17 protein-coding genes, 1 tRNA gene and 1 pseudogene are annotated in these 18,526 nt (G+C 68.6%); 10 read left to right on the top strand and 9 right to left on the bottom strand.

The window, feature by feature from the left end:
• Positions 1 to 22 precede the first annotated feature (22 nt).
• The 8 genes from AB0L65_RS54930 to AB0L65_RS54895 all read left to right on the top strand — a co-directional run bounded on the left by AB0L65_RS54930 (position 23) and on the right by AB0L65_RS54895 (position 5,772).
• Positions 23 to 439 (top strand): plasmid replication, integration and excision activator, encoded by a 417-nt coding sequence (locus tag AB0L65_RS54930; protein WP_364264290.1) that lies wholly within the window; start codon positions 23 to 25, stop codon positions 437 to 439.
• The gene (locus AB0L65_RS54925; RefSeq protein WP_364264287.1) at positions 436 to 753 is read left to right on the top strand and encodes a hypothetical protein; all 318 of its coding nucleotides are present in this window, start codon (positions 436 to 438) and stop codon (positions 751 to 753) included. Before AB0L65_RS54930 ends, AB0L65_RS54925 begins: the two co-directional genes overlap by 4 nt.
• An 87-nt stretch (positions 754 to 840) precedes the next feature.
• Positions 841 to 2,265: an FtsK/SpoIIIE domain-containing protein gene (locus AB0L65_RS54920; RefSeq protein ID WP_364264284.1), complete on the top strand. Its 1,425-nt coding sequence runs from the start codon at positions 841 to 843 to the stop codon at positions 2,263 to 2,265.
• Positions 2,265 to 2,465: a hypothetical protein gene (locus AB0L65_RS54915; RefSeq protein WP_364264281.1), complete on the top strand. Its 201-nt coding sequence runs from the start codon at positions 2,265 to 2,267 to the stop codon at positions 2,463 to 2,465. Before AB0L65_RS54920 ends, AB0L65_RS54915 begins: the two co-directional genes overlap by 1 nt.
• Positions 2,458 to 2,610, top strand: coding sequence for a hypothetical protein (locus AB0L65_RS54910; protein WP_364264278.1), 153 nt, complete (start codon positions 2,458 to 2,460; stop codon positions 2,608 to 2,610). Before AB0L65_RS54915 ends, AB0L65_RS54910 begins: the two co-directional genes overlap by 8 nt.
• Positions 2,607 to 4,223, top strand: coding sequence for a replication initiator (locus tag AB0L65_RS54905; RefSeq protein ID WP_364264276.1), 1,617 nt, complete (start codon positions 2,607 to 2,609; stop codon positions 4,221 to 4,223). Before AB0L65_RS54910 ends, AB0L65_RS54905 begins: the two co-directional genes overlap by 4 nt.
• Positions 4,220 to 4,411, top strand: a complete 192-nt coding sequence (locus tag AB0L65_RS54900; RefSeq protein WP_364264273.1) for a helix-turn-helix domain-containing protein — start codon at positions 4,220 to 4,222, stop codon at positions 4,409 to 4,411. Before AB0L65_RS54905 ends, AB0L65_RS54900 begins: the two co-directional genes overlap by 4 nt.
• Positions 4,408 to 5,772: a tyrosine-type recombinase/integrase gene (locus AB0L65_RS54895; RefSeq protein ID WP_364264270.1), complete on the top strand. Its 1,365-nt coding sequence runs from the start codon at positions 4,408 to 4,410 to the stop codon at positions 5,770 to 5,772. Before AB0L65_RS54900 ends, AB0L65_RS54895 begins: the two co-directional genes overlap by 4 nt.
• A gap of 228 nt (positions 5,773 to 6,000) precedes the next feature.
• Here AB0L65_RS54895 and AB0L65_RS54890 read toward each other — a convergent pair.
• A tRNA-Tyr gene (locus AB0L65_RS54890) sits at positions 6,001 to 6,082 on the bottom strand.
• Positions 6,083 to 6,341: 259 nt separating this feature from the next.
• Here AB0L65_RS54890 and AB0L65_RS54885 point away from each other — a divergent pair.
• Both AB0L65_RS54885 and AB0L65_RS54880 read left to right on the top strand, forming a co-directional pair.
• Complete coding sequence (locus tag AB0L65_RS54885; RefSeq protein ID WP_350733739.1) at positions 6,342 to 6,842, top strand: YajQ family cyclic di-GMP-binding protein; 501 nt, start codon at positions 6,342 to 6,344, stop codon at positions 6,840 to 6,842.
• 385 nt (positions 6,843 to 7,227) lie between these two features.
• Positions 7,228 to 7,701 carry an NUDIX domain-containing protein gene (locus tag AB0L65_RS54880; protein ID WP_355206734.1) on the top strand — a complete coding sequence of 158 codons (474 nt, stop codon included), beginning with the start codon at positions 7,228 to 7,230 and terminating at the stop codon, positions 7,699 to 7,701.
• On the opposite strand, the gene AB0L65_RS54875 is transcribed toward AB0L65_RS54880, so the two are convergent.
• The 8 genes and pseudogenes from AB0L65_RS54875 to AB0L65_RS54840 all read right to left on the bottom strand — a co-directional run bounded on the left by AB0L65_RS54875 (position 7,676) and on the right by AB0L65_RS54840 (position 18,473).
• The gene (locus AB0L65_RS54875) at positions 7,676 to 9,160 is read right to left on the bottom strand and encodes a hypothetical protein (RefSeq protein WP_364264267.1); all 1,485 of its coding nucleotides are present in this window, start codon (positions 9,158 to 9,160) and stop codon (positions 7,676 to 7,678) included. The genes AB0L65_RS54880 and AB0L65_RS54875 overlap by 26 nt on opposite strands.
• Positions 9,161 to 9,163: 3 nt before the next feature.
• Positions 9,164 to 10,015, bottom strand: a complete 852-nt coding sequence (gene htpX / locus AB0L65_RS54870; protein ID WP_364264265.1) for a zinc metalloprotease HtpX — start codon at positions 10,013 to 10,015, stop codon at positions 9,164 to 9,166.
• 130 nt (positions 10,016 to 10,145) lie between these two features.
• On the bottom strand, positions 10,146 to 11,732 hold the full coding sequence (locus AB0L65_RS54865) for an NADH-quinone oxidoreductase subunit N (RefSeq protein WP_364264262.1): 1,587 nt from the start codon (positions 11,730 to 11,732) through the stop codon (positions 10,146 to 10,148).
• Positions 11,729 to 13,501, bottom strand: a complete 1,773-nt coding sequence (locus tag AB0L65_RS54860; protein WP_364264349.1) for an NADH-quinone oxidoreductase subunit M — start codon at positions 13,499 to 13,501, stop codon at positions 11,729 to 11,731. Before AB0L65_RS54860 ends, AB0L65_RS54865 begins: the two co-directional genes overlap by 4 nt.
• 136 nt (positions 13,502 to 13,637) lie before the next feature.
• A complete protein-coding gene (locus AB0L65_RS54855) occupies positions 13,638 to 15,734 on the bottom strand; it encodes an NADH-quinone oxidoreductase subunit L (RefSeq protein WP_364264259.1) in 2,097 nt (698 codons plus the stop codon).
• Between the two features lie 341 nt (positions 15,735 to 16,075).
• Positions 16,076 to 16,375 (bottom strand): annotated as a pseudogene (nuoK, locus tag AB0L65_RS54850) (NADH-quinone oxidoreductase subunit NuoK); the annotation flags it as partial.
• Positions 16,375 to 17,178 (bottom strand): NADH-quinone oxidoreductase subunit J, encoded by an 804-nt coding sequence (locus AB0L65_RS54845; protein ID WP_364264257.1) that lies wholly within the window; start codon positions 17,176 to 17,178, stop codon positions 16,375 to 16,377. The gene AB0L65_RS54845 and the pseudogene nuoK, both read right to left, overlap by 1 nt.
• On the bottom strand, positions 17,175 to 18,473 hold the full coding sequence (locus AB0L65_RS54840) for a 4Fe-4S binding protein (RefSeq protein WP_364264346.1): 1,299 nt from the start codon (positions 18,471 to 18,473) through the stop codon (positions 17,175 to 17,177). Before AB0L65_RS54840 ends, AB0L65_RS54845 begins: the two co-directional genes overlap by 4 nt.
• Positions 18,474 to 18,526 lie beyond the last annotated feature (53 nt).

The raw sequence follows: 18,526 nt of genomic DNA, 5'->3' as shown, positions 1-18,526 counted from the left end.
CGTCCTGGGCGAGAGGAACCCCATGGCACTCCAAGGCCCCATCCCGATCACCTTCGAGCAGGCGTTCCCGCACGGCTGCTTCCTGGTCGGCCAGGTCGAACAGGTCAAGAACTTCGAGGCATCCACCAACGGCAAGACCGTCTACGCCAAGGACAAGACCACCGGTGAGCCGATCTGGCAGGTCCCGGTCATGGACGGCGACACCACGCTCAAGGCCGGCCAGAAGACGGTCGCGGTCAAGATCTTGTCCGCGACGCCGCCCGTCGCGCCGCCTCCGATCTCTGGGCTGCCGATCGCGCCGGTCGAGTTCACCGGCATGACCGTCACCCCGTACGTCAACCCGGCCGGACGCCTGGCCTACTCCTACCGGGCCACCGGCATGCGCCCGGCCCGTCCCAAGCAGCAGGCGGCGCCCACCGGTAGGGAGACCGCGGCGTGAGCTCCGAGCCGTACACCTACGTCACGCTGACGATGCGCCCGGACTCCACCCCGCATCTGGGCATCTCGTTCCACACGCCCGGCCTGCGCGTCAGCTCCGGAATCCTGCTCAGCAACCCGCGCCCGTACCTGGAGCTCAGCTCCCGCGAGGCGAACGTGCACATCTCCACCACCGCGGCCGGACCAGTCACCGACGCCGACCTGTCCACCGCCCGCGAGATCTTCAACGCCGCCGCACGCTACCTGGCCGACTGCGAGCGCCTGCACACCGAACAGTCGGCCATCACCAAGGAAGCCGACACCACGGCGACCTGACCAGTAAGGCGGGGCCGCCAGAAGCTGCAACTTCCGGCGGCCCCTTCGGTTCTCCCCTGACTCCACATCACGAGAGGCACCAAGCTTATGTTCAGGCGGCTTCCTGGTGACGAGGCGCGCAACCTCGTCACCACGACTCCGGATACGGCTGTGGTGTTCCGCCCGGCCGTCGTCACCACCCCTGCCATCCTTACCCTGATCATCCTCGCCGGGCGCATTGTGGTCGGCCTCGTCCGGGCGACATGGCGACACCCCATCGCCATGCTCGCCGCCGCCACGCCCGGTGTGCTCACGCTGCTGTACGGCTGGCGCGCCGCCCTCCTGCTCAGCACACCAACTCCGGTCGGGCTGCTCGCCTGGGCGCTCACCAACCGGGACTCCTTCGCCCGGCTGGTCGGCTGGCGGCTGCTGGCCTGGTGGCGGCTGATCTGGGTGTACCGGCGGCACTGGCAACCCGTCATGATCGTCTCTGGACTGGGACGGCACATCCGGGGCCGCGACTACCTACCCCGCCTCGGCAAGATCACCTGCACCCCGTGGGCGGACCTGGTCAGCGTCCGCATGCTCAAAGGGCAGGCGGTCAAAGACTGGGCCGACCGCATCGATCACCTCGCTCAGGGCTTCGGCGCGACCTCTTGTCGGGTGGCGCTGTCACAGGCGGGCCGGATCACGCTGACGTTCCCGCGTACCGATCCGCTGGCCACGCCGCTGCCGGCCCTTCCCCTGCTCGCTGAGCCGAGCGTGGGTGCGGTCGAGGTCGGAAAGCAGGAAGACGGACAGCCGTGGCGGCTGAAGATGCACGGCACACACGTCCTGGTCGCCGGTGCCACCGGCGCGGGCAAGGGCTCGATCATCTGGTCCGTTATCCGCGGGCTCCTCCCCGCTGCGCGGGCGGGACTGGTCGAGCTGTGGGCGCTTGACCCCAAGTTGATGGAGCTGTCCTACGGCCGCGCTCTGTTCGGCCCTCGCTACGCCGCCACCCCAGAAAACTGTGCCGATCTACTCGATCGGGCGGTCAAGGTCATGCAGGAACGGGCGGCACGGTTCGCCGGCCTCCAGCGCTCCCACATCCCCACCCTCGATAACCCCTTCGTCCTGGTCGTCGTCGACGAGGTGGCGTTCCTGACCGCCTACCAGTCCGACAGAGAGCTGAGGCGCCGCATCTCCGCCGCGCTGGCCACGCTCACCACCCAAGGCCGCGCGGTCGGCGTAGGCGTGCTGGCGGCCCTCCAGGATCCCCGCAAAGAGGTCATGAACATCCGCAACCTGTTCCCCGACAAGATCGCCCTCCGCCTCGACGAGTCCGAACAGGTGGACATGGTCCTCGGCGACGGCGCACGTGACCGCGGCGCCCTGGCCGACCACATCTCCCCCGTCCCCGAACTGGGCGCGGGCGTCGGCTACGTCCGGCTCGAAACCAGCCCCAACCCGATCCGGGTCCGCGCCGCCTACGTCTCCGACACCGACATTCGCGCCATGGCCGACGCCTTCGCCCCCAGCGGTGATGCGTGATGCGAGTCTGCTTCCACGGCACCAGCGAAGAGATCGCACTGGTTGCAGGCCGCCCGATGCTGATCCTGCTGACCGCCCGGGACCTGCCCCGGCTGCGGGTCTTCGAGATCTTCAATCCACACGTGCTGCGCCACCCCTACCAGGAGCACTACCGGCTGTGCGCCGACCTGACCGAGACGGAGGTGAGCGACCTTGCGTGAGCTCGCCTACCTCCTGGAAGGGCTGCGCTGCTCGTGCTGCCTCGCCGAGAACACGCTGTGGATAGATCTGGCGGCAGGCGTCGTCGAGTGCCGCGAGTGCGGCCAAGGCGCACTCGTCCCCCTCGACACCGGGGAGGAGCTATGACCTACGACCGCTCCCTCCCCCGAGCCGAGCGCCAGCGGATGCCCCGGGCGCGCGATGTCGCCCGAGAGGTCGCCGAGCAACACGGCGTCTGCATCCGGCCCATCGCGCTCCAGCGGCTCGACACCCACACCGGCCAACGCGAGATCATCGACGTCCCGTGCGGCGCCACCTTGGACGCCGCATGCCCGCCATGCGCCAAGCGCAACCGACAACTCCGCATGGCCCAATGCCGAGAGGGCTGGCACCTCGACCACGAACCAACCATCACGCCGGACGAGCCCAACGATGAGCAACGCTGGCTGATCGAGTTCCGCTCGGACGTGCAGGCCAAGCGCGACCAGGCAGACCAAGCCGCCCAGGACACGACCGACCTGGACGCGATCATCACCGGCCTGGATGAAGAGATCAACACGGCGGGCATGCGCGGCAACGTGCTCGCGGGCGCCAGCGGCAAGCGGAACCGCTCGACCAGGCGGCGCCACGACGCCCCGGACCTGCCCCGGCGGAAGATGGCGAACACGACGCTGGGCCGCACGTTCACCAGCTCGGACGGCAAGGTCTACCGGCCTTCGCTGTTCGTCACGCTGACCCTGCCGTCCTACGGCAAGATCCGCGAAGGCGTGCCTGTCGATCCTGACACTTACGACTATGTCCGGGCGGCTCGGGACGCGCTGCACTTCTCCAAGCTGGTGGACCGCTTCGTGCAGAACCTGCGCCGCGTGGCCGGCTATGACGTGCAGTACTTCGCCACAGTCGAACCTCAAAAGCGGCACGCCCCACACCTGCATATGGCCGTCCGCGGCACCCTGCCTCGCACGGAGATCAAGCAGATCGCAGCAGCCACCTACCACCAGGTGTGGTGGCCCCCGGCCGATCGCGTCGTCTATGAGGGCGACCACCTGCCCGTGTGGGAGAACGGTGTCGGCTATCTCGATCCCGACACCGGCGAGGTACTGCCCACCTGGGACGAAGCACTCAACCAGCTCGACCAGGACGAGGAGGCCGAACCTCTGCACGTGGTTCGCTTCGGCGTCCAGGTGGACGTGAAAGGTGTCCTGGCCGGCACTCCCGACGCCGACCAGTGCATCCGGTACCTGTCGAAGTACCTGACCAAGTCCCTCGGCGGCGGCTGGAACCCGCACAACCGCGCTCAGCGCCAGCACGCCGAACGCATGCTGGAGGCCCTGCGACTCGAACCCTGCTCCCCCACGTGCGCCAACTGGCTGCGCTACGGCATCCAGCCCAAGGGCGCCAAGTCGGGCATGACGCCCGGCCAGTGTCGGGGCAAGGCGCACAAGCCCGATCACCTCGGCTACGCCGGACGCCGTGTGCTGGTCTCTCGCAAGTGGTCCAACAAGACCCTCGCCGAGCACAAGCAGGACCGCCGTACCTGGGTCCTGGAAGCCCTCGGCCGACCCAACGAGCCCACCGATCCACACCGCTACGTCTGGAAGCCTGTCCCGGCCGGAGACGCCAACGTGCCCCCGCTGGCCGTGCGCCTCCTCCGCGCCGTCGCCGAACGTGAACGCTGGCGCGCCCATATGGCCGAACTCCAGGCCAGAGCAGACGGCCAAGATCTTTCGGCAATCGTCCACCCGGGGAGGGCGGCATGAGCGTACGAGACGAAATCCTCACCGTTGCCCAGGTCCTCGACGAGCTCGGCGGAGTCTCCCGGCGGACCTTCTACCGGTGGCGGGAGATCGGCAAGGCCCCGGAGGGCTTCAAGCTGCCCAATGGCGAGCTCCGCATCTACCGGAGTGAGTTCACCGCGTGGCTTCAGAGCTTGAGGGAGGCTGCGTGAACACCTCCTATGACGTGAAGCTCTGGGCGATCTCGCGGAACGAGTCGAGCAAGACGCCGTCCTACGTTGTCCGCTGGAAGGTCGGCGGCCGGCAGAAGTCCAAGACGCTCAGAACCAAGGCGCTCGCCGAGAACCTGCTGTCCGACCTTCGTCAGGCGACCAAGAACGGTGAGCCGTTCGACATGGAGACGGGTCTCCCGCTGTCCATGCTCCAGGCCAAGAGCGCTCGAACGGTCCTCGACTTCGTCCGGGCCTACATCGAGATGAAGTGGCCGCACATGGCCGCCAAGAGCCGCGACAGCATCTCTGATGCGCTTGCCACGGTGCTCCCCGCGCTCGTCAAGGATCGGCCCGGCCAGCCCGACGCCGAGCTGCTCCGCACGGCCCTGCGCAAGTACACGCTCCTTCCCAAGGTCAAGAGGCCCGCCCCTCCTCCCGACATGGAGCGAGCGATTCGGTGGTTGGAAGGTGCCTCGCTCGACATGGCCGACCTGGGCGAGACGAAAACCGTACGGCTGGCGCTCGACGCAATAGCGCTACGACTCGACGGCAAGGCGGCCGGCGCGAACACTGTCCGCCGCAAGCGAGCCGTCCTGCACGCGGTCCTGGAGTACGCCGTGGAGCTGGAGGAGCTTTCGGCAAATCCGCTGCACCGGATCAAGTGGAAGCCGCCCAAGACCACCGAGACAGTGGATCCCCGCATCGTGGTCAACCCTCGACAGGCGCAAGAACTGCTGACCGCGGTGACCTACATAGGCAGGCGGGGACGCGGTAGGCGGCTCACGGCCTTGTTCGCGTGCATGTACTACGCCGCCCTCCGACCCGCAGAGGCCATCGCCCTACGCAAGGAGGACTGCGACCTTCCGGAGACGGGTTGGGGACGCCTCCTCATCGACGTCTCTCGGCCAGAGGTCAACACGCAATGGACGGACACCGGCGACGCCCACGAGGAACGCGGGCTCAAGCACCGCGGACGGGATGACGTCCGTCCCGTGCCCATCCCGCCGACGCTGGCCAAGATCCTTCGAGACCACATAGCCCAATTCGGACTGGGACCGGACGGCCGACTGTTCCAGAGCGAGCGTGGCGGCGTGGTCGCCTCGACGGCCTACACCGAGGTCTGGCAGGAGTCCCGGAAGCTCGCCTTCACGCCCGCCCAGGTCGCCTCTCCGCTCGCCAAGCGCCCCTACGACCTTCGTCACGCGGCAGTCTCCCTCTGGCTGAACGCCGGCGTCCCGGCCCCGGAGGTCGCCGAGCGGGCTGGTCACAGCGTTGACGTCCTTCTCCGGGTCTACGCCAAGTGCATCGACGGTCACCAGGAGATCGCCAACCGACGGATAGACGACGCACTGAGGGAATGACGTACCACTCGCAGGCCATCGGGTCCCGGATGATCTCCGGGGCCCGTTCGCGTTTCAGGGACACTCGACCTCCGGAAACCGCTGGCCGACCTGCGAAAACGGCTCCAAGATCATTGCGCGTATATTGCGTGACCACCGACAAACGGCCGCTCAGAGCCGCCTACGGCTGCATGTCCCCCGAAACGCAGAAGAGGCCCCGTAGGGCCTCTGAGCTGCGCTTACTGCGTGTGGCAGGTGCAAGGTTCGAACTTGCGTAGGCTGAGCCGACGGTTTTACAGACCGCTCCCTTTGGCCACTCGGGCAACCTGCCGTGCCATCCGCTCTCGCGGCGACAGATAGAAGGATAGCGGACTTCCGAGGTGTACGTGACAACGGTTGGGTGTGCGCCGGATCTCCGTTGGGCACCGCGCCGAAACGGGTGGAGGGGAGCCGGAATCCGGACGGTTCTCCGTACGGGGAGCGGTGTCCTGCGCGGCGGGCCGATGCTGGCTAGGCTCGTGCGCTGGGTCCGCGCGTTTTCGCGTACGCCGGGGAAGCAGGATCCGGGTAGTGCTTTCGCCGCTGAGAGGATGAGTGTTTTGGCCGATTCGTCTTTCGACATCGTGAGCAAGATCGACCGTCAGGAGGTCGACAACGCTCTGAACCAGACGGTCAAGGAGATCGGGCACCGCTTCGACTTCAAGGGTACGGGGGCCGCGATCAGCTGGTCAGGGCAGGACAACATCGAGATCAAGGCGAACAGCGAGGAGCGGGCGAATGCCGCTCTCGACGTGTTCAAGGAGAAGGTGGTCAAGCGGGGTCTCTCGCTGAAGATCCTCGACGCGGGTGAGCCCAAGCTGTCGGGCAAGGAGTACCGGATGCTGGTCAGCCTGAAGGAGGGCATCGACCAGGAGAACGCGAAGAAGATCTCCAAGCTGATTCGCGACGAGGGGCCGAAGGGGATCAAGGCGCAGATTCAGGGCGAGGAGCTTCGGGTCAGCTCGAAGAAGAAGGACGACCTTCAGGACGTCATCTCCCTTCTGAAGGGCAAGGATCTGGACATCGCCCTCCAGTTCGTGAACTACCGCTAGCGGAGGCCTACTTCAGGCCTTTGAGCTGGCATTTCAGCGTTCTGCAGGGCTCGGAGGGCACATCCGGGGCACACGGTCGAGCGCGCTGTCCACGAGGGCACGCGTCTTCTCCTGTGCCTCGGGCCCCCGCGCATGTACGTGTCCTCGGTGTGGGTGGCTGAGAGCCGAAGCCGCCGATATGTCTGCGACAGCTCAGGCTGAGCCCAGCATCCGCTTGATCTCTGACCTGCGTGGTATGGACATGAATGATCGACCTCACAGTGCTTCAGGTTGATCTGGTCCAATTCCAGGGTCCCAGCCCGATCGCGCCCTCAGTCAGATCGCTCTAGAGGATGGTGGGTGGCGGCGGGCGGTATGTCGGGGCTCGATCGTAAGCTCGGTAAACGTGACGAAGATCCCCCTGCGCCGCTTTACGGCGCGTGCCCTGCCCATTGATGATCAAGATCGGGTCCTCCTGCTCCACGGCTTCGATCCGGCCAGGCCCGATGAGCCGTTCTGGTTCACGATCGGCGGGGCGGCGGAGGATGGCGAGACGTTGCAGGAGGCGGCGGCGCGGGAGTTGTTCGAGGAGGTCGGGATCCGGGCGAATGCGGACGAGCTCAGCGGGCCGTACGGGAACAGCGTGATCGAGTTCAACTGGTCCGAGTACGCCGTCACGCAGGATCAGACGTTCTTCGCGATCTGGGTGGGGGCCGGTGCGGTCGTGTCGTTCGATCACATGGAGCAGACCGAGAAGGACACGACGACGGCCTATCGGTGGTGGAGTGCGGAGGAGCTCGAGAGCACGGAGGAGACCTTCTTCCCGACGGATCTCGCGTCCATCCTGCGCCAGGTCACTGAGGGCGGAGGATCCGCGTAGCGCCGGCGATCAGCGCCGTGGCCAGGATCCAGCCGGAGACGATCAGTCCGTACGCGAGCCACTGCGTCCACCCGCCCGGGTCGAACAGCTCTCGTTGCCCGAATGCGGGGATCGGGAGCAGGAGGTCGAAGGTGTAGGCGAAGGCGTTGAAATCGGGGCTCTCGGAGGGTTTGAGCGCCCTTGGGGGGTTGATGGCGAAGACGACCGTCCCGATCGCCAGCAGCAAGGCGAACCACATGCCCGCCAGCCAGGGGCGGTAGCCGTACCCGACCGCGACGTCGAGCAGCCGCCCCCACGCCCGGCTTCCGAGGCCCTGGGTCTGCCGGCGGGCTCGGAGTTTGGCGAGTTGGGTGCGCCGGGCGAGCGCGTCGTTGCCGTCGCTGAGGAACCAGGCGGCGAGTTGCTCGTACGGCTGCGGCCTGAACCCCTCCGGGTCCCGGGCCACCCAGTCGATTCGGCGGGTTACGCCGGAGCCGCGCAGGCGGTCGTAGGTCAGGCCGTTCAGACGTAGTTTCTCGGGCCAGGTGTCCGGATTGTCGTGCAGCGTGCCGACGGTGGTGTGCGCGAGGGTGACGACGCCTTCGATGGGCTTTGCGGGCTTCAGGTAGAGCTCGCGGAGCTCCATGTGGCTTGCGTGGAGCGCGTAGCTGGTGTCCGGGCTTCGGATGATCCCGTCGAGCGAGAGTGTCCCGTTGATTCGCGCTCCGCGTAATCGTACGCAGCCCAATGCCAGGAATCCGTCGGTGCAGCGCATGGTGTCCTCGACGACCATGTTGTCGGCGATGAGGGCCTGGTTACCGGGATTGCGGAGGGTTGCGCCGTCCAGGAAGAGTCCGCCGTTGAGGCGGGCGCCGACCAGGCCGATTGCTCCGGTGATGTCGGCGTTGCGCAGGTACGTGCCGGAGTCCACGACGACGGCGTTCGCGTAGAGCGCCCATCCCTGGTCGTCGTCGGCCGTCATCTTGGTCCCACCCAACCACAGCCCGCTCTCGAACTGGGCCCGGTTCAGGCGGACGGTGCCGGTGATGTTCGAGCCGGACAGGCTGAGGTGCCCGGCCACCCGCAGGCCGCCGCCGCTGAGGCCCGGGAGGCGGCAGTCTGTCAGGCGTACGGTGCGGGTGTTGGAGTCGGTGAAACGGATGGGTTCATCCAGATGGCAGCCGATCAGGCTGAGTTCGTACGGGATCGAGCCACCGATGATCGTGAGCCGGCCCGTGATCCGCGCGCCGCGCAGACGTACCGCCGGGACCGAGCCGGTGCCTGTGTCGCGGGCGCCGAGGAGCAACTGGGCGATCACTTCGGCTCTGATCGAGCGTTCGGGCCCCCATGTATGGCCGTCCGTGGGGGCGTTCGCGCCGGCCGTACGGAACGGACCGATCTTGAACGGGCCCAGCTCGACGGTCTGGCCGGTGGGGAACGCGTTCCAGAGCCTCCGCTCCGCCTTGGTTAATCGGCGCATGGGTCAGCGGCGGTAGCCGGCCATCCGCTCGAGGCGGGCGACCCGCTCGGACGTGGGCGGATGCGTGGAGAACAGCCGGCCGAAGCCCGAGCCGCTGAACGGGTTCGCGATCATCATGTGGGAGGCCGAGGTGAGGCGGCTGTTCTCGGGGAGCGGAAGCCTGCGGGCACCCATCTCGATCTTGCGGAGCGCCGAGGCCAGGGCGAGCGGGTCGCCCGTGAGCCTGGCACCCGATTCGTCGGCCTGGAACTCTCTCGTCCGGGATATCGCCATCTGCACCATCCCGGCCGCCACCGGTCCGAGCACCATCATCAGCAGCGCGCCCACGAAGCCCGGCCCCTCGTCATCGTCCGAGCCACCGAAGAACACGGCCACGTAACTGATCCAGGTGATCATCGTGGCCAGCGCGCCGGCTACGGAGGAGATGAGGATGTCCCGGTTGTACACGTGTGACAGCTCGTGCCCGATCACTCCGCGCAGCTCGGCCTCATCGAGCAGCTTGGTCAGGCCGTACGTCACGCACACCGCGGCCTTGCGAGGGCTTCTTCCGGTCGCGAACGCGTTCGGCTGCACCGTCGGCGAGATGTACAGGCGCGGCATCGGCTGGCGCGCCTCGGTGGAGAGCTCTCGCACGATCCGGTAGAGCGTGGGCTGCTCCACCTCGCTGACCGGCCTGGCGCGCATGGCCGACAGCGCGATGCGGTCGGAGAAGAAATAGGCGACTCCGTTGCTCGCCAGGGCGAGCACGAGCGCGATCTGCACACCGGCGCCGCCGCCCAACCACGCGCCCACCGCGACAATCAGCGACGACAGGCCGCCCAGCAGGATGGCCGTGCGCAGACCGTTGTGGTGCAAGGTTTCCCCCCTTCGTGGTCTGGGTTCACCTCCTCCAACGACCACGACCCGGTGCTTCGTTCCCCAGCCGCTCCCCGGCGTGCTCAGCTGCGGGCGGAGCGCGACTTTCTTCTTACCCACGGCCCGTCTCTCAACCGAAGGCGGACAGTGCGGTCATGTCCAGGACCAGTTGGGGGGCGATCGAGAACAGCACGGCCACTGCCAGGGCCAGGCCGATGGCCAGCCACGTCGTGGGCGTCGGGCGGTGCCGGACGAGGACCGGTGCCGTGGGAGGGGTGAAGAGGCGCGCGGTCCAGACGGCGTAGTAGTAGAGGCCGATCACGGTGTTGACGGCCATGATCAGGGCAAGCCAGCCCGAGCCGCCCTCCACGATCTCGCGGAAGACGAACACCTTGGCGAAGAGCCCGGCCAGGCCCGGTGGCAGGCCGGCCAGGCAGACCAGGCAGAACGCCAGCGCGAGCCCCGCAGCGGGGCGCCGGAACGCCAGGCCCCGGTAGTCGTCGAGTTCGTTGCGGGTGGCGGTCCTGGAGACGAGCAGTACCACCGCGAACGCGCCGAGGTTCATGGCGGCGTAGATGACCAGGTACGCCATGGAGGTGCCGACCGCGCCGACCCCGGTTCCGGCTGGGTATGTGCCGGTTCCCCCGGCGAGCCGCGGGGTGATGCCCTGGGCCGCCACCGCCAGCGGCGCCAGGATGTAGCCGGACTGCGCGACGGAGGACCAGGCCAGCAGGCGTACGGCGGAGCGTTGGCGCATGGCGAGCAGGTTGCCCGCGGTCATGGTCAGCGCGGCGATGATCCCGACAATGGGCGCCCAGGTGGCGGCCTGCCCGGACAGTCCGGCGACCAGTACGAGGATCAACCCGGCGAACCCGGCCGCCTTGGAGATCACCGAGAGCAGCGCGGCCACGGGGACCGGGGCGCCCTGATAGACGTCGGCCGCCCAGGAGTGGAACGGCACCGCGGCGATCTTGAAGGCGAACCCCGCCACGACGAGCACGACTCCGACCGAGACGACGGCAGGCAGACTCTGGGCCGTCGCGAGGGTCGTGGTTTCCGCCAACCCCGGCGCCGGGGCCTGACCGCTGAACACGGCCGCGAGGCGGGACAGGTAGACCGTGCCCGCGATGCCGTACAGCAGCGAGACGCCGAACAGCATGACGGCCGTCGACACCACCGAAACCACGAAGAGCTTCACGGCGGCCTCGGAGGCTCGGCCGTCGTAACGCTTCATGGCGGTGAGGGCGAAGACCGGGAGCGAGACCAGCTCGAGCGCCACCACGAGCATGATCAGGTCTCGGGAGGCGGGCAGGGTCACCGCGCCGACGAGGGTGCAAAGGAGGAGGAAGTACCACTCACCAACCGGGATGCCGCCGGCCGCCAGCTCGGTCATCGACATCAGCACGACCACCACGGCCGCGACCAGCACGATGCCCGCGAACACCAGCGTGAAGCCGTCCGCCACGAAGGAGCACAGCCTGCTGGGACCGGCGAGGTCAGCCGGGACGCAGAAGGTCGATCGCGGCGGGCCGCCTCTGATCGCCTGGGCGACGACGAAGGCCAGCGCGACCAGGACGCCTGCCAGCGTGACGATCCCCAGCACGGGCTTCGTACGGGGGCGGGCCGGGAGGAAGGCGTCCAGCAGCAGCACCAGACCGGCCACCAGGGCCAGCGCCAGCGGGGGCGCGATCACGAAGTAGTCGATCTGCTGGATCATGAGACGGCTCCCAGCAGGGTCTGCACGGCCGGTGTGGTGAGCGACAGGAGGAGGCCGGGCCAGAGCCCGAAGAGCAGGATCAGGGCCACCAGCGGTGTCCATGCCAGCAGCTCGTAACTCCTGATGTCATCTGGCGCCTGCTGCCGGAGCGCGCCGGTAACCCGCTGAGCGCCGCCCGGGAGGGTGCCGCCGCTCACGGCTCCGGCATCTTCCAGGTACGCGTCGTCACCGGACGGTGCGGCGTGGTCCGGAGGAACGCCGGGTTCGGCGGCGCTTGGAGGCTTGTTCTGGCCGGTGTAGGGCTCCGGTCTCGGGGGCGGCTCCAGGGTGGCCGTCGCCGAGCGTCTTGCCGTCGAGCCGAGAGGTACGACGGGACGCTCGTCCGGTGTGACGCCTTCCCGCTCGTCCAAGCGGGGGCGACCGTGGGTCACGCGGGACAACATGACCAGGAAGTACGCGGCCGTCAGGACCGCCCCCAGACCCCCGATCGCCATGTACGTCACGAACAGCGCGCGGGGCAGCCCGTTCGCCGGCTGGAAGGCCCCGAACAGCGCCAGCATCTCCCCCCAGAACCCGGCCAGCCCCGGCAGCCCCAGCGAGGCGATCGACGCGAACGTGAGCACCGAGCCCAGCCGCGGCAACGTCGCCAGCATGCCGCCGCCCAGGGAAGGCATGTCGGCGGTGTGGTAGCGATCCTTGATCGCCCCGGCCAGGAAGAACAGCAGGCCGGTGATGAGGCCGTGGGCGACGTTCGCGAAGAGGGCGCCGTTGATGCCGACCGGCGTCAGCGTGGCGAACCCCAGCAGGACGAAGCCCATGTGGCCGACGGACGAGTAGGCGATCATGCGTTTGAGGTCACGCTGGGCGAGGCAGGCCAGAGCGCCATAAATGATGCCCACCACGGCGAACGCACCGAGCCACGGAGCCACCGCCATCGCGCCCTCGGGGAGGATGGGGATGGCGATCCTGGCGAAGCCGTACGTGCCCATCTTCAGCAGCACCCCGGCGAGCAGCACCGAGCCGACGGTGGGAGCCTCGGTGTGGGCGTCGGGCAGCCAGGTGTGCAAAGGCCACATGGGGGTCTTCACCGCCAGGCCGATGCCGATCGCCACGAACGCCAGGATCTGCACAGACCTCGCCATGCCGGCACCGTGGGCCGCGCTCAGGGCCTCGATGTCGAGCGTGCCGGTCTGAGCCCATACGAGCAGCAGGCCGAGCAGCATCACGACCGAGCCGAGCAGCGTGTACAGGATGAACTTGACCGACGCCGCCCGGCGGCCCCCGCCGCCCCAGATGCCGATCAAGAAGTACATCGGGATGAGGACGATCTCGAAGAACACGAAGAAGAGCAGCAGGTCGAGAGCGAGGAATGTACCGATCATGCCCACTTCGAGCACCAGCAGCGTGAACACCAGTGCCCTCGGCCGCGCCCCCGCGAACCCCCTCCGCGCGGCGCCCCAGCACAGGTAGACGAAGCACAGGAACGTCAGCAGCGCCGTCAGCACGATCAGCGGCAGCGAGATCCCGTCGACGCCGAGGTGGAAGCGGAGTCCCAGCCCGGGGATCCACGCCCGGTCGACCTCGAACTGCGACCGCGCGCCCCGTGAGTAGTCGAACGTCGCGGCCATCAGCACGGCCAGTGCCAGCGTCAGGCCGGACAGGGTCAGTCCGTACGTGTGCAGCAGCGGACGGAGCCGGTGCGGCGCGAGGAGGAGCAGGAGGGCGCCGAGCAGCGGCACGGCCAGCAGCGCGACGGAGAGCCAGGGCATCATGCGAGCACCTCCGCCTCTGCGCCGAGGCGATACCGGGCCATCATGTGAACGCCACCGCCTCTGCCCCGAGGCGATACCAGGCCATCATGCGAGCACCACCGCCTCAGCAGCGAGGCGAGGCGATACCGGGCCGTCATGTGAACACCACCGCCCCCACCGCGATCAGCAGGACACCGGCCAGCACGCCGCTCACGTAGAGCTGGACATTGCCGTTCTGGGCCAGCCGCAGCAGCCCGGACAATCCGCGCGCCGACCTGCCGGACGCGCGCACCGCCCCGTCCACGACCACGTCGTCCGTCCGCACCACGAGCCTGGCCAGGGCCAGGACCGGGCGTGCGAACGGCGCGGCGTAGAGGCCGTCCACGTAGAACGCCCGCTCGCAGGGCCCGCGCAACGGCCCCAGCAGGCGGGCGGGGTCGGCGATGGGATCGATGCGCCAGAACGCGTACACCGTCCCGGCGCCGAGCGCGGCGAGCACGACGCTGACGGCGGCCACGCCGAGGTCCAGGTGCAGCTCCCCGGCGAAGCCCAGCAGCAGGGCGGGAACGGCGAGGACGACGACAGGAACGAGCATCGTGCGGGGGCCCTCGGTGACGTCCACGACGTGGGCCGTGCCCGGCTCCGGCTCGGGGAGCGCAACAGCCCGCGCCTGGCCGAAGAACGTGCGTAGCCAGGCTCTGGTGGCGTACGCGCCGGTGACGGCCACGGTCGCGAGCGCGCAGCCGTACAGGAGGAGCGCGGCCGCGTCCGTCAGGCCACCGGTGGACAGTGCGCGGTCCATGGCCAGCAGGATGCCGTCCTTGCTGAAGAAGCCGCTGGCCGGAGGGATGCCCATCAAGGCGGCGAAACCTATCGTCATCGTCACGAACGTCACCGGCAGTTCGCGCCGCAGGCCGCCCATCTGGGTCATCAGGTTGGAGCCGACGTGGTGGATCACCGCACCCGCGCACAGGAACAGCAGGGCCTTGAACGCGCCGTGAGTCAGCAGGTGGAAGATGGCCGCCGTGTCGGAGCCCGCGGCCAGACCGCCTGCCATGTACGCGAGCTGGCTGATCGTGGAGTAGGCGAGCACGCGTTTCAGGTCGTCCTGGGCCAACGCGGCCAGCGCGGAGCCCAGCATGCCCAGGGCCGCGACGACGGCCAGCACGTCGAGCGTGGGCCGGGCCGCGAGGAACACGGGGAACAGCCTGGCCACGATGAAGATCCCGGCGGCGACCATGGTGGCGGCGTGGATCAGGGCGCTGATCGGCGTGGGACCCGCCATGGCGTCAGGGAGCCACGTGTGCAGCGGGACCTGGGCGCTCTTGCCCGCCACACCGGCCAGCAGGAGCATCGTGGCGGTCACGAGCGTGGCCGCCGACATCTCCGGCACTTTGCCCAGCACGTCGCTGATGCGGAAACTGCCTGCCGCAAGACCGAGCACGAAGATGCCGAAGAGGAAGCCGACGTCGCCCAGGCGGGTGACGAGGAACGCCTTGACCGCCGCGCGGGAATTGCTCCGGTCTTCCCACCAGTGGCCGATGAGGAGGTATGAGCAGAGACCCATGATCTCCCAGCCCACGTAGAGGACCAGGAGGTCGCCCGCGTAGACCACCAGGAGCATGGCACTGGTGAACAGGCTGATGAACGCGCTGTAGGAGGGGTAGCGCGGGTCGTCCTTGAGGTAGCCGACGGAGTAGACCTGTACGGCCAGGGCGACGAGGGTGACCAGGACGCCGAGGATGCTCGACAGGTTGTCGGCCTGGAGGGTGAGCGTGATCGGGACGCCGCCGGTGACGATGGTGCCGTACGTCTGGCCTGTGGGTGGGGAGGTGGTCGCGCCGTGCAGGTAGGCGACGCCCGGGCCCCAGGCGAGCCAGCCCGCCAGGATCGCTGAGAGCGTGGTAGGGAGGATCGCGATCCAGGCTGCCCGGGTGTTGGCTCGCTGGGCCGCCGCTCTGGTTGCCGTAGCCGTCTCGGCTGTCCTGGCTTCGTGCTCGGGCGTTGTGGCCTCTATCGCGGAGGTCGCGGTTTCGAGGGCCGGGGTTGTGGCCTTTGGGGTGGATGTCGTGGCTTCGGAGGCGGGCGTCGTCGTCCCAAGGCTGCCGGCTGGGGCGCCTGGGCTGGGTGTCTTGGGCCCTCTTGTGCTGGAGGGGGCGCCGAGGCGCTGGTGGGGCCAGCGGGAGAGCAGGAGCCCTGCCGCGGCGGCGACGAAGGGCAGGAGCACGGCGATGAGCGGGAATGTCGTCACAGCGTGCCACCTCGCTTGGCGGGCTGCTCGTCCCCACGGCCGCCTTCGGTCTCCGCCTTCCCTGTCCGATCCGCCTCACCTGTCCCGTCTGAGGCTGCTTGGGGTGCCTGAGCCAGCTGGGTGTGGTGGTGCTCGTTGGGCTCGGCGGTGGCGGGTGGACGACCTTCGGTGGGCTCAACCGTGTTGGCGGGCGTGGCGGGATCGGATGCGGCGGGGTCAGGGGTGTGTTCCGGGGCAATGGCGTGGCCTCGTACCGATGTCGTTGCTGAGCGCGCGGCGTCGGCGGGCTCGGCGGGAGTGCCCGCGATCGCCGGCGCCTCTGTGGGCTCGTCGGTGGGTTCGGCGAGGTCGCGGAGGTGGTCGATGTCGACGGTACGGCGGTTGCGGTACAGCGCCAGCACGATCGCGAGGCCCAGGCCCACCTCGGCGGCCGCGATGACGATGACGAACAGGGTGAGGACCTGGCCGCTGTGGAGGCGGTCGGCCAGCCACACGTCGAACGCCACCAGGTTGAGATTGACGGCGTTGAGCATCAGCTCGACCGACATCAGCACGAGGATCGTGTTGCGGCGAACGAGCACGCCATAGACGCCGATGGAGAACAGGAGCGCGGAGACCACAGCCGGGTAGACGATGTGCACTAATGACCCCCGGTCTGGTCGGGCGGCAGATTACCCCCGGTCCGGTCGGGCACCGAGTTGCCCTGGGTGTCGGGGGGTGACGGGCTGGTCTCCGGCCGGGCTGGCGAGCTTTCCCCGCTCCGAGTGGATGGTGACCTATCCCCCGTATGCGCATCCTCCCCGGCTGAGTGACCTCCGACCCGCCGAGGTGCCGAGTCCTTTTCGGTCGGCGAGCTTGTGGCGCTCGTCTCGTCGGGTGGGGTGTTGCTCCCGGCATGAGCGGACGGCGCGCCGCCGGGGATGTCCGTACGGGACAGGACGATGGCGCCGATCAGGGCGGCGAGCAGGAGCACGGACAGCGCCTCGAACGGCAGCACCCAGGTGGCGAACACACTGGCGCCCAGCTCCTTCGCGGCTCCCTGACCTGGGATCAACGGTGTGTAGGCGGTGTGGAATCCGTCGATCACCACCGTGACGAGAATGGCCGCGGTCGCCACCGCCACCAGGGCTGCGACCGGGCGGTTGCCGCTGTCCAGGTCTGTGGAGCGGCCGATGGGGGCCCGGGTGAGCATGATGCCGAACAACAGCAGCACGACCACCGCGCCCACGTAGATCAGCACCTGGACCCAGGCCACGAACTCGGCGGTCAGCACCAGATAGCAGCCCGCCAGGGCACCGAAGGACACCACGAGCCAGAGGGCGGCGTGGACGAGTTGTTTGGTCGTGACGACAAGCAGCGCCGATCCAACCGCTACCGCGCCCAGCAGCAAGAAGACGATCTCTTGCCCGGTGGGTGACAGGTAGGAGGGCACCGCCTCGGTCACGACTCCTCCTCGGACTCCCTTGTCTTGTCAGGGCCGAGCCGCCCGGGCGGTCGGATGGACCGTGGATCGGCCATCCTGCGCCTGCGGGAGCTCGCGGCAGAAGTTTGCTCCTCCGGCTCGGGCTTCGGTTGCGGGACGCCCGAGGCTGTGGACAACTTTTCTGAGGACGGCTGCCCTGTGGATGAAGCCTGTCCCTGGGGCGGCTCCTTCGCGGAGGGACCAGTCTCGCCGTCTTCCGTGGGGGGCGAGGTAGTGGCCGCCGTTGGGGAAGGCGCGCTGGTCGCCGGGTTGTCGTCCTTCGTTGTGGGGGCTGCGGCCGTCTCGCCTTCTCCTGCGGGGCGAGATGTGGTCGTCTGGTCCTCTTCCGGAGGGAGGGCGGAGCGCGGCACGTCGGCATTCGACTCAGAGGCGTCGTCCTGAGCGCGGGATGGGAGGGCGCCTGGAGGACGGATCCCCCGTACGTTCTGGATGGGTCGGCGTGGGCGTCCGCTTGGCGTGCGTGACGGAGCGGTCGCAGGGCCTGATCCGGGCGCGCCCGCAGTGGGCTCCCCGTCCTGGGCGTCGGGCGTGGACGTCGTCGCTGAGGTGTCGGGGGCCGTGCCTGGGGTGCTGGATTCGGGAATCGTCCCGGATGCGCCGGTTCCGGGCATCGTCCTGGATGCGCCAGCTGCAGGCGTAGTTCCGGAAACATCGGCTTCTGACGTTGTTTCCGGGACGGTAGCTGCAGGCGTTGTTCCGGGGACGCCAGCTTCGGATGTTGTTCTGGGGAGCCCTGCTGCGCTGGTTGCGGGCTGTGGGCCTTTTGCTCCCGTTGCGGGCCTTGCGTCCAGCGCGTCGGGGGTGGGTGGTGTGTCGCTTGTTCCCGCTGCCGGCCGGGTCTTCGGCGTGCCTGGGGAGGGGCTGGCTGCCGTACCTCTGCGCTGGGGTGGTTCCGCTGTGCGTGCCGTACGGGCGGCGGGACGGCGGGGGGCGGCGGTGAGTTCCTTCGGAGGCTCGGCGCCCGGGTCGTGGGCCGGAGGCGGGGGGACGGTCTGGGTCCAGGCGGCCAGCTTGTCCTTCTCGTGGATGAGGTTGCGGATGTCGCCTTCCGCGTACTCGAACTCCGGAGACCAGAAGAGGGCGTCGAACGGGCATACCTCGATGCATATCCCGCAGTACATGCACAGGCTGAAGTCGATGGCGAAGCGGTCGAGGACGTTCCGCTGGCGGGGGCGGCCGCCCTCGGGGGCCGGGATCGTCTCCTTGTGGGAGTCGATGTAGATGCACCAGTCGGGGCACTCTCGGGCACAGAGCATGCAAGAGGTGCAGTTCTCCTCGACCAGGGCGATGACGCCGCGGCTGCGCGGCG

The organism is Nonomuraea sp. NPDC052116 (assembly GCF_040680035.1).
In the GTDB taxonomy this organism is placed as follows: Bacteria; Actinomycetota; Actinomycetes; order Streptosporangiales; family Streptosporangiaceae; genus Nonomuraea; species Nonomuraea angiospora_A.
The sequence above is the reverse complement of the archived record's forward strand: the minus strand, read 5'-3'. Positions and strand labels throughout refer to the sequence as shown.

Bases quoted from the DNA above. Each gene is read 5' to 3' on its own strand.
- AB0L65_RS54920 (WP_364264284.1), top strand. From the start codon at position 841: ATGTTCAGGCGGCTTCCTGGTGACGAGGCGCGCAACCTCGTCACCACG.
- AB0L65_RS54860 (WP_364264349.1), bottom strand. From the start codon at position 13,501: ATGCCCTGGCTCTCCGTCGCGCTGCTGGCCGTGCCGCTGCTCGGCGCC.
- AB0L65_RS54875 (WP_364264267.1), bottom strand. From the start codon at position 9,160: ATGCGCCGATTAACCAAGGCGGAGCGGAGGCTCTGGAACGCGTTCCCC.
- AB0L65_RS54915 (WP_364264281.1), top strand. From the start codon at position 2,265: ATGCGAGTCTGCTTCCACGGCACCAGCGAAGAGATCGCACTGGTTGCA.
- AB0L65_RS54840 (WP_364264346.1), bottom strand. From the start codon at position 18,473: ATGCTCTGTGCCCGAGAGTGCCCCGACTGGTGCATCTACATCGACTCC.
- AB0L65_RS54900 (WP_364264273.1), top strand. From the start codon at position 4,220: ATGAGCGTACGAGACGAAATCCTCACCGTTGCCCAGGTCCTCGACGAG.
- AB0L65_RS54865 (WP_364264262.1), bottom strand. From the start codon at position 11,732: ATGATCCAGCAGATCGACTACTTCGTGATCGCGCCCCCGCTGGCGCTG.
- AB0L65_RS54885 (WP_350733739.1), top strand. From the start codon at position 6,342: ATGAGTGTTTTGGCCGATTCGTCTTTCGACATCGTGAGCAAGATCGAC.
- AB0L65_RS54930 (WP_364264290.1), top strand. From the start codon at position 23: ATGGCACTCCAAGGCCCCATCCCGATCACCTTCGAGCAGGCGTTCCCG.
- AB0L65_RS54905 (WP_364264276.1), top strand. From the start codon at position 2,607: ATGACCTACGACCGCTCCCTCCCCCGAGCCGAGCGCCAGCGGATGCCC.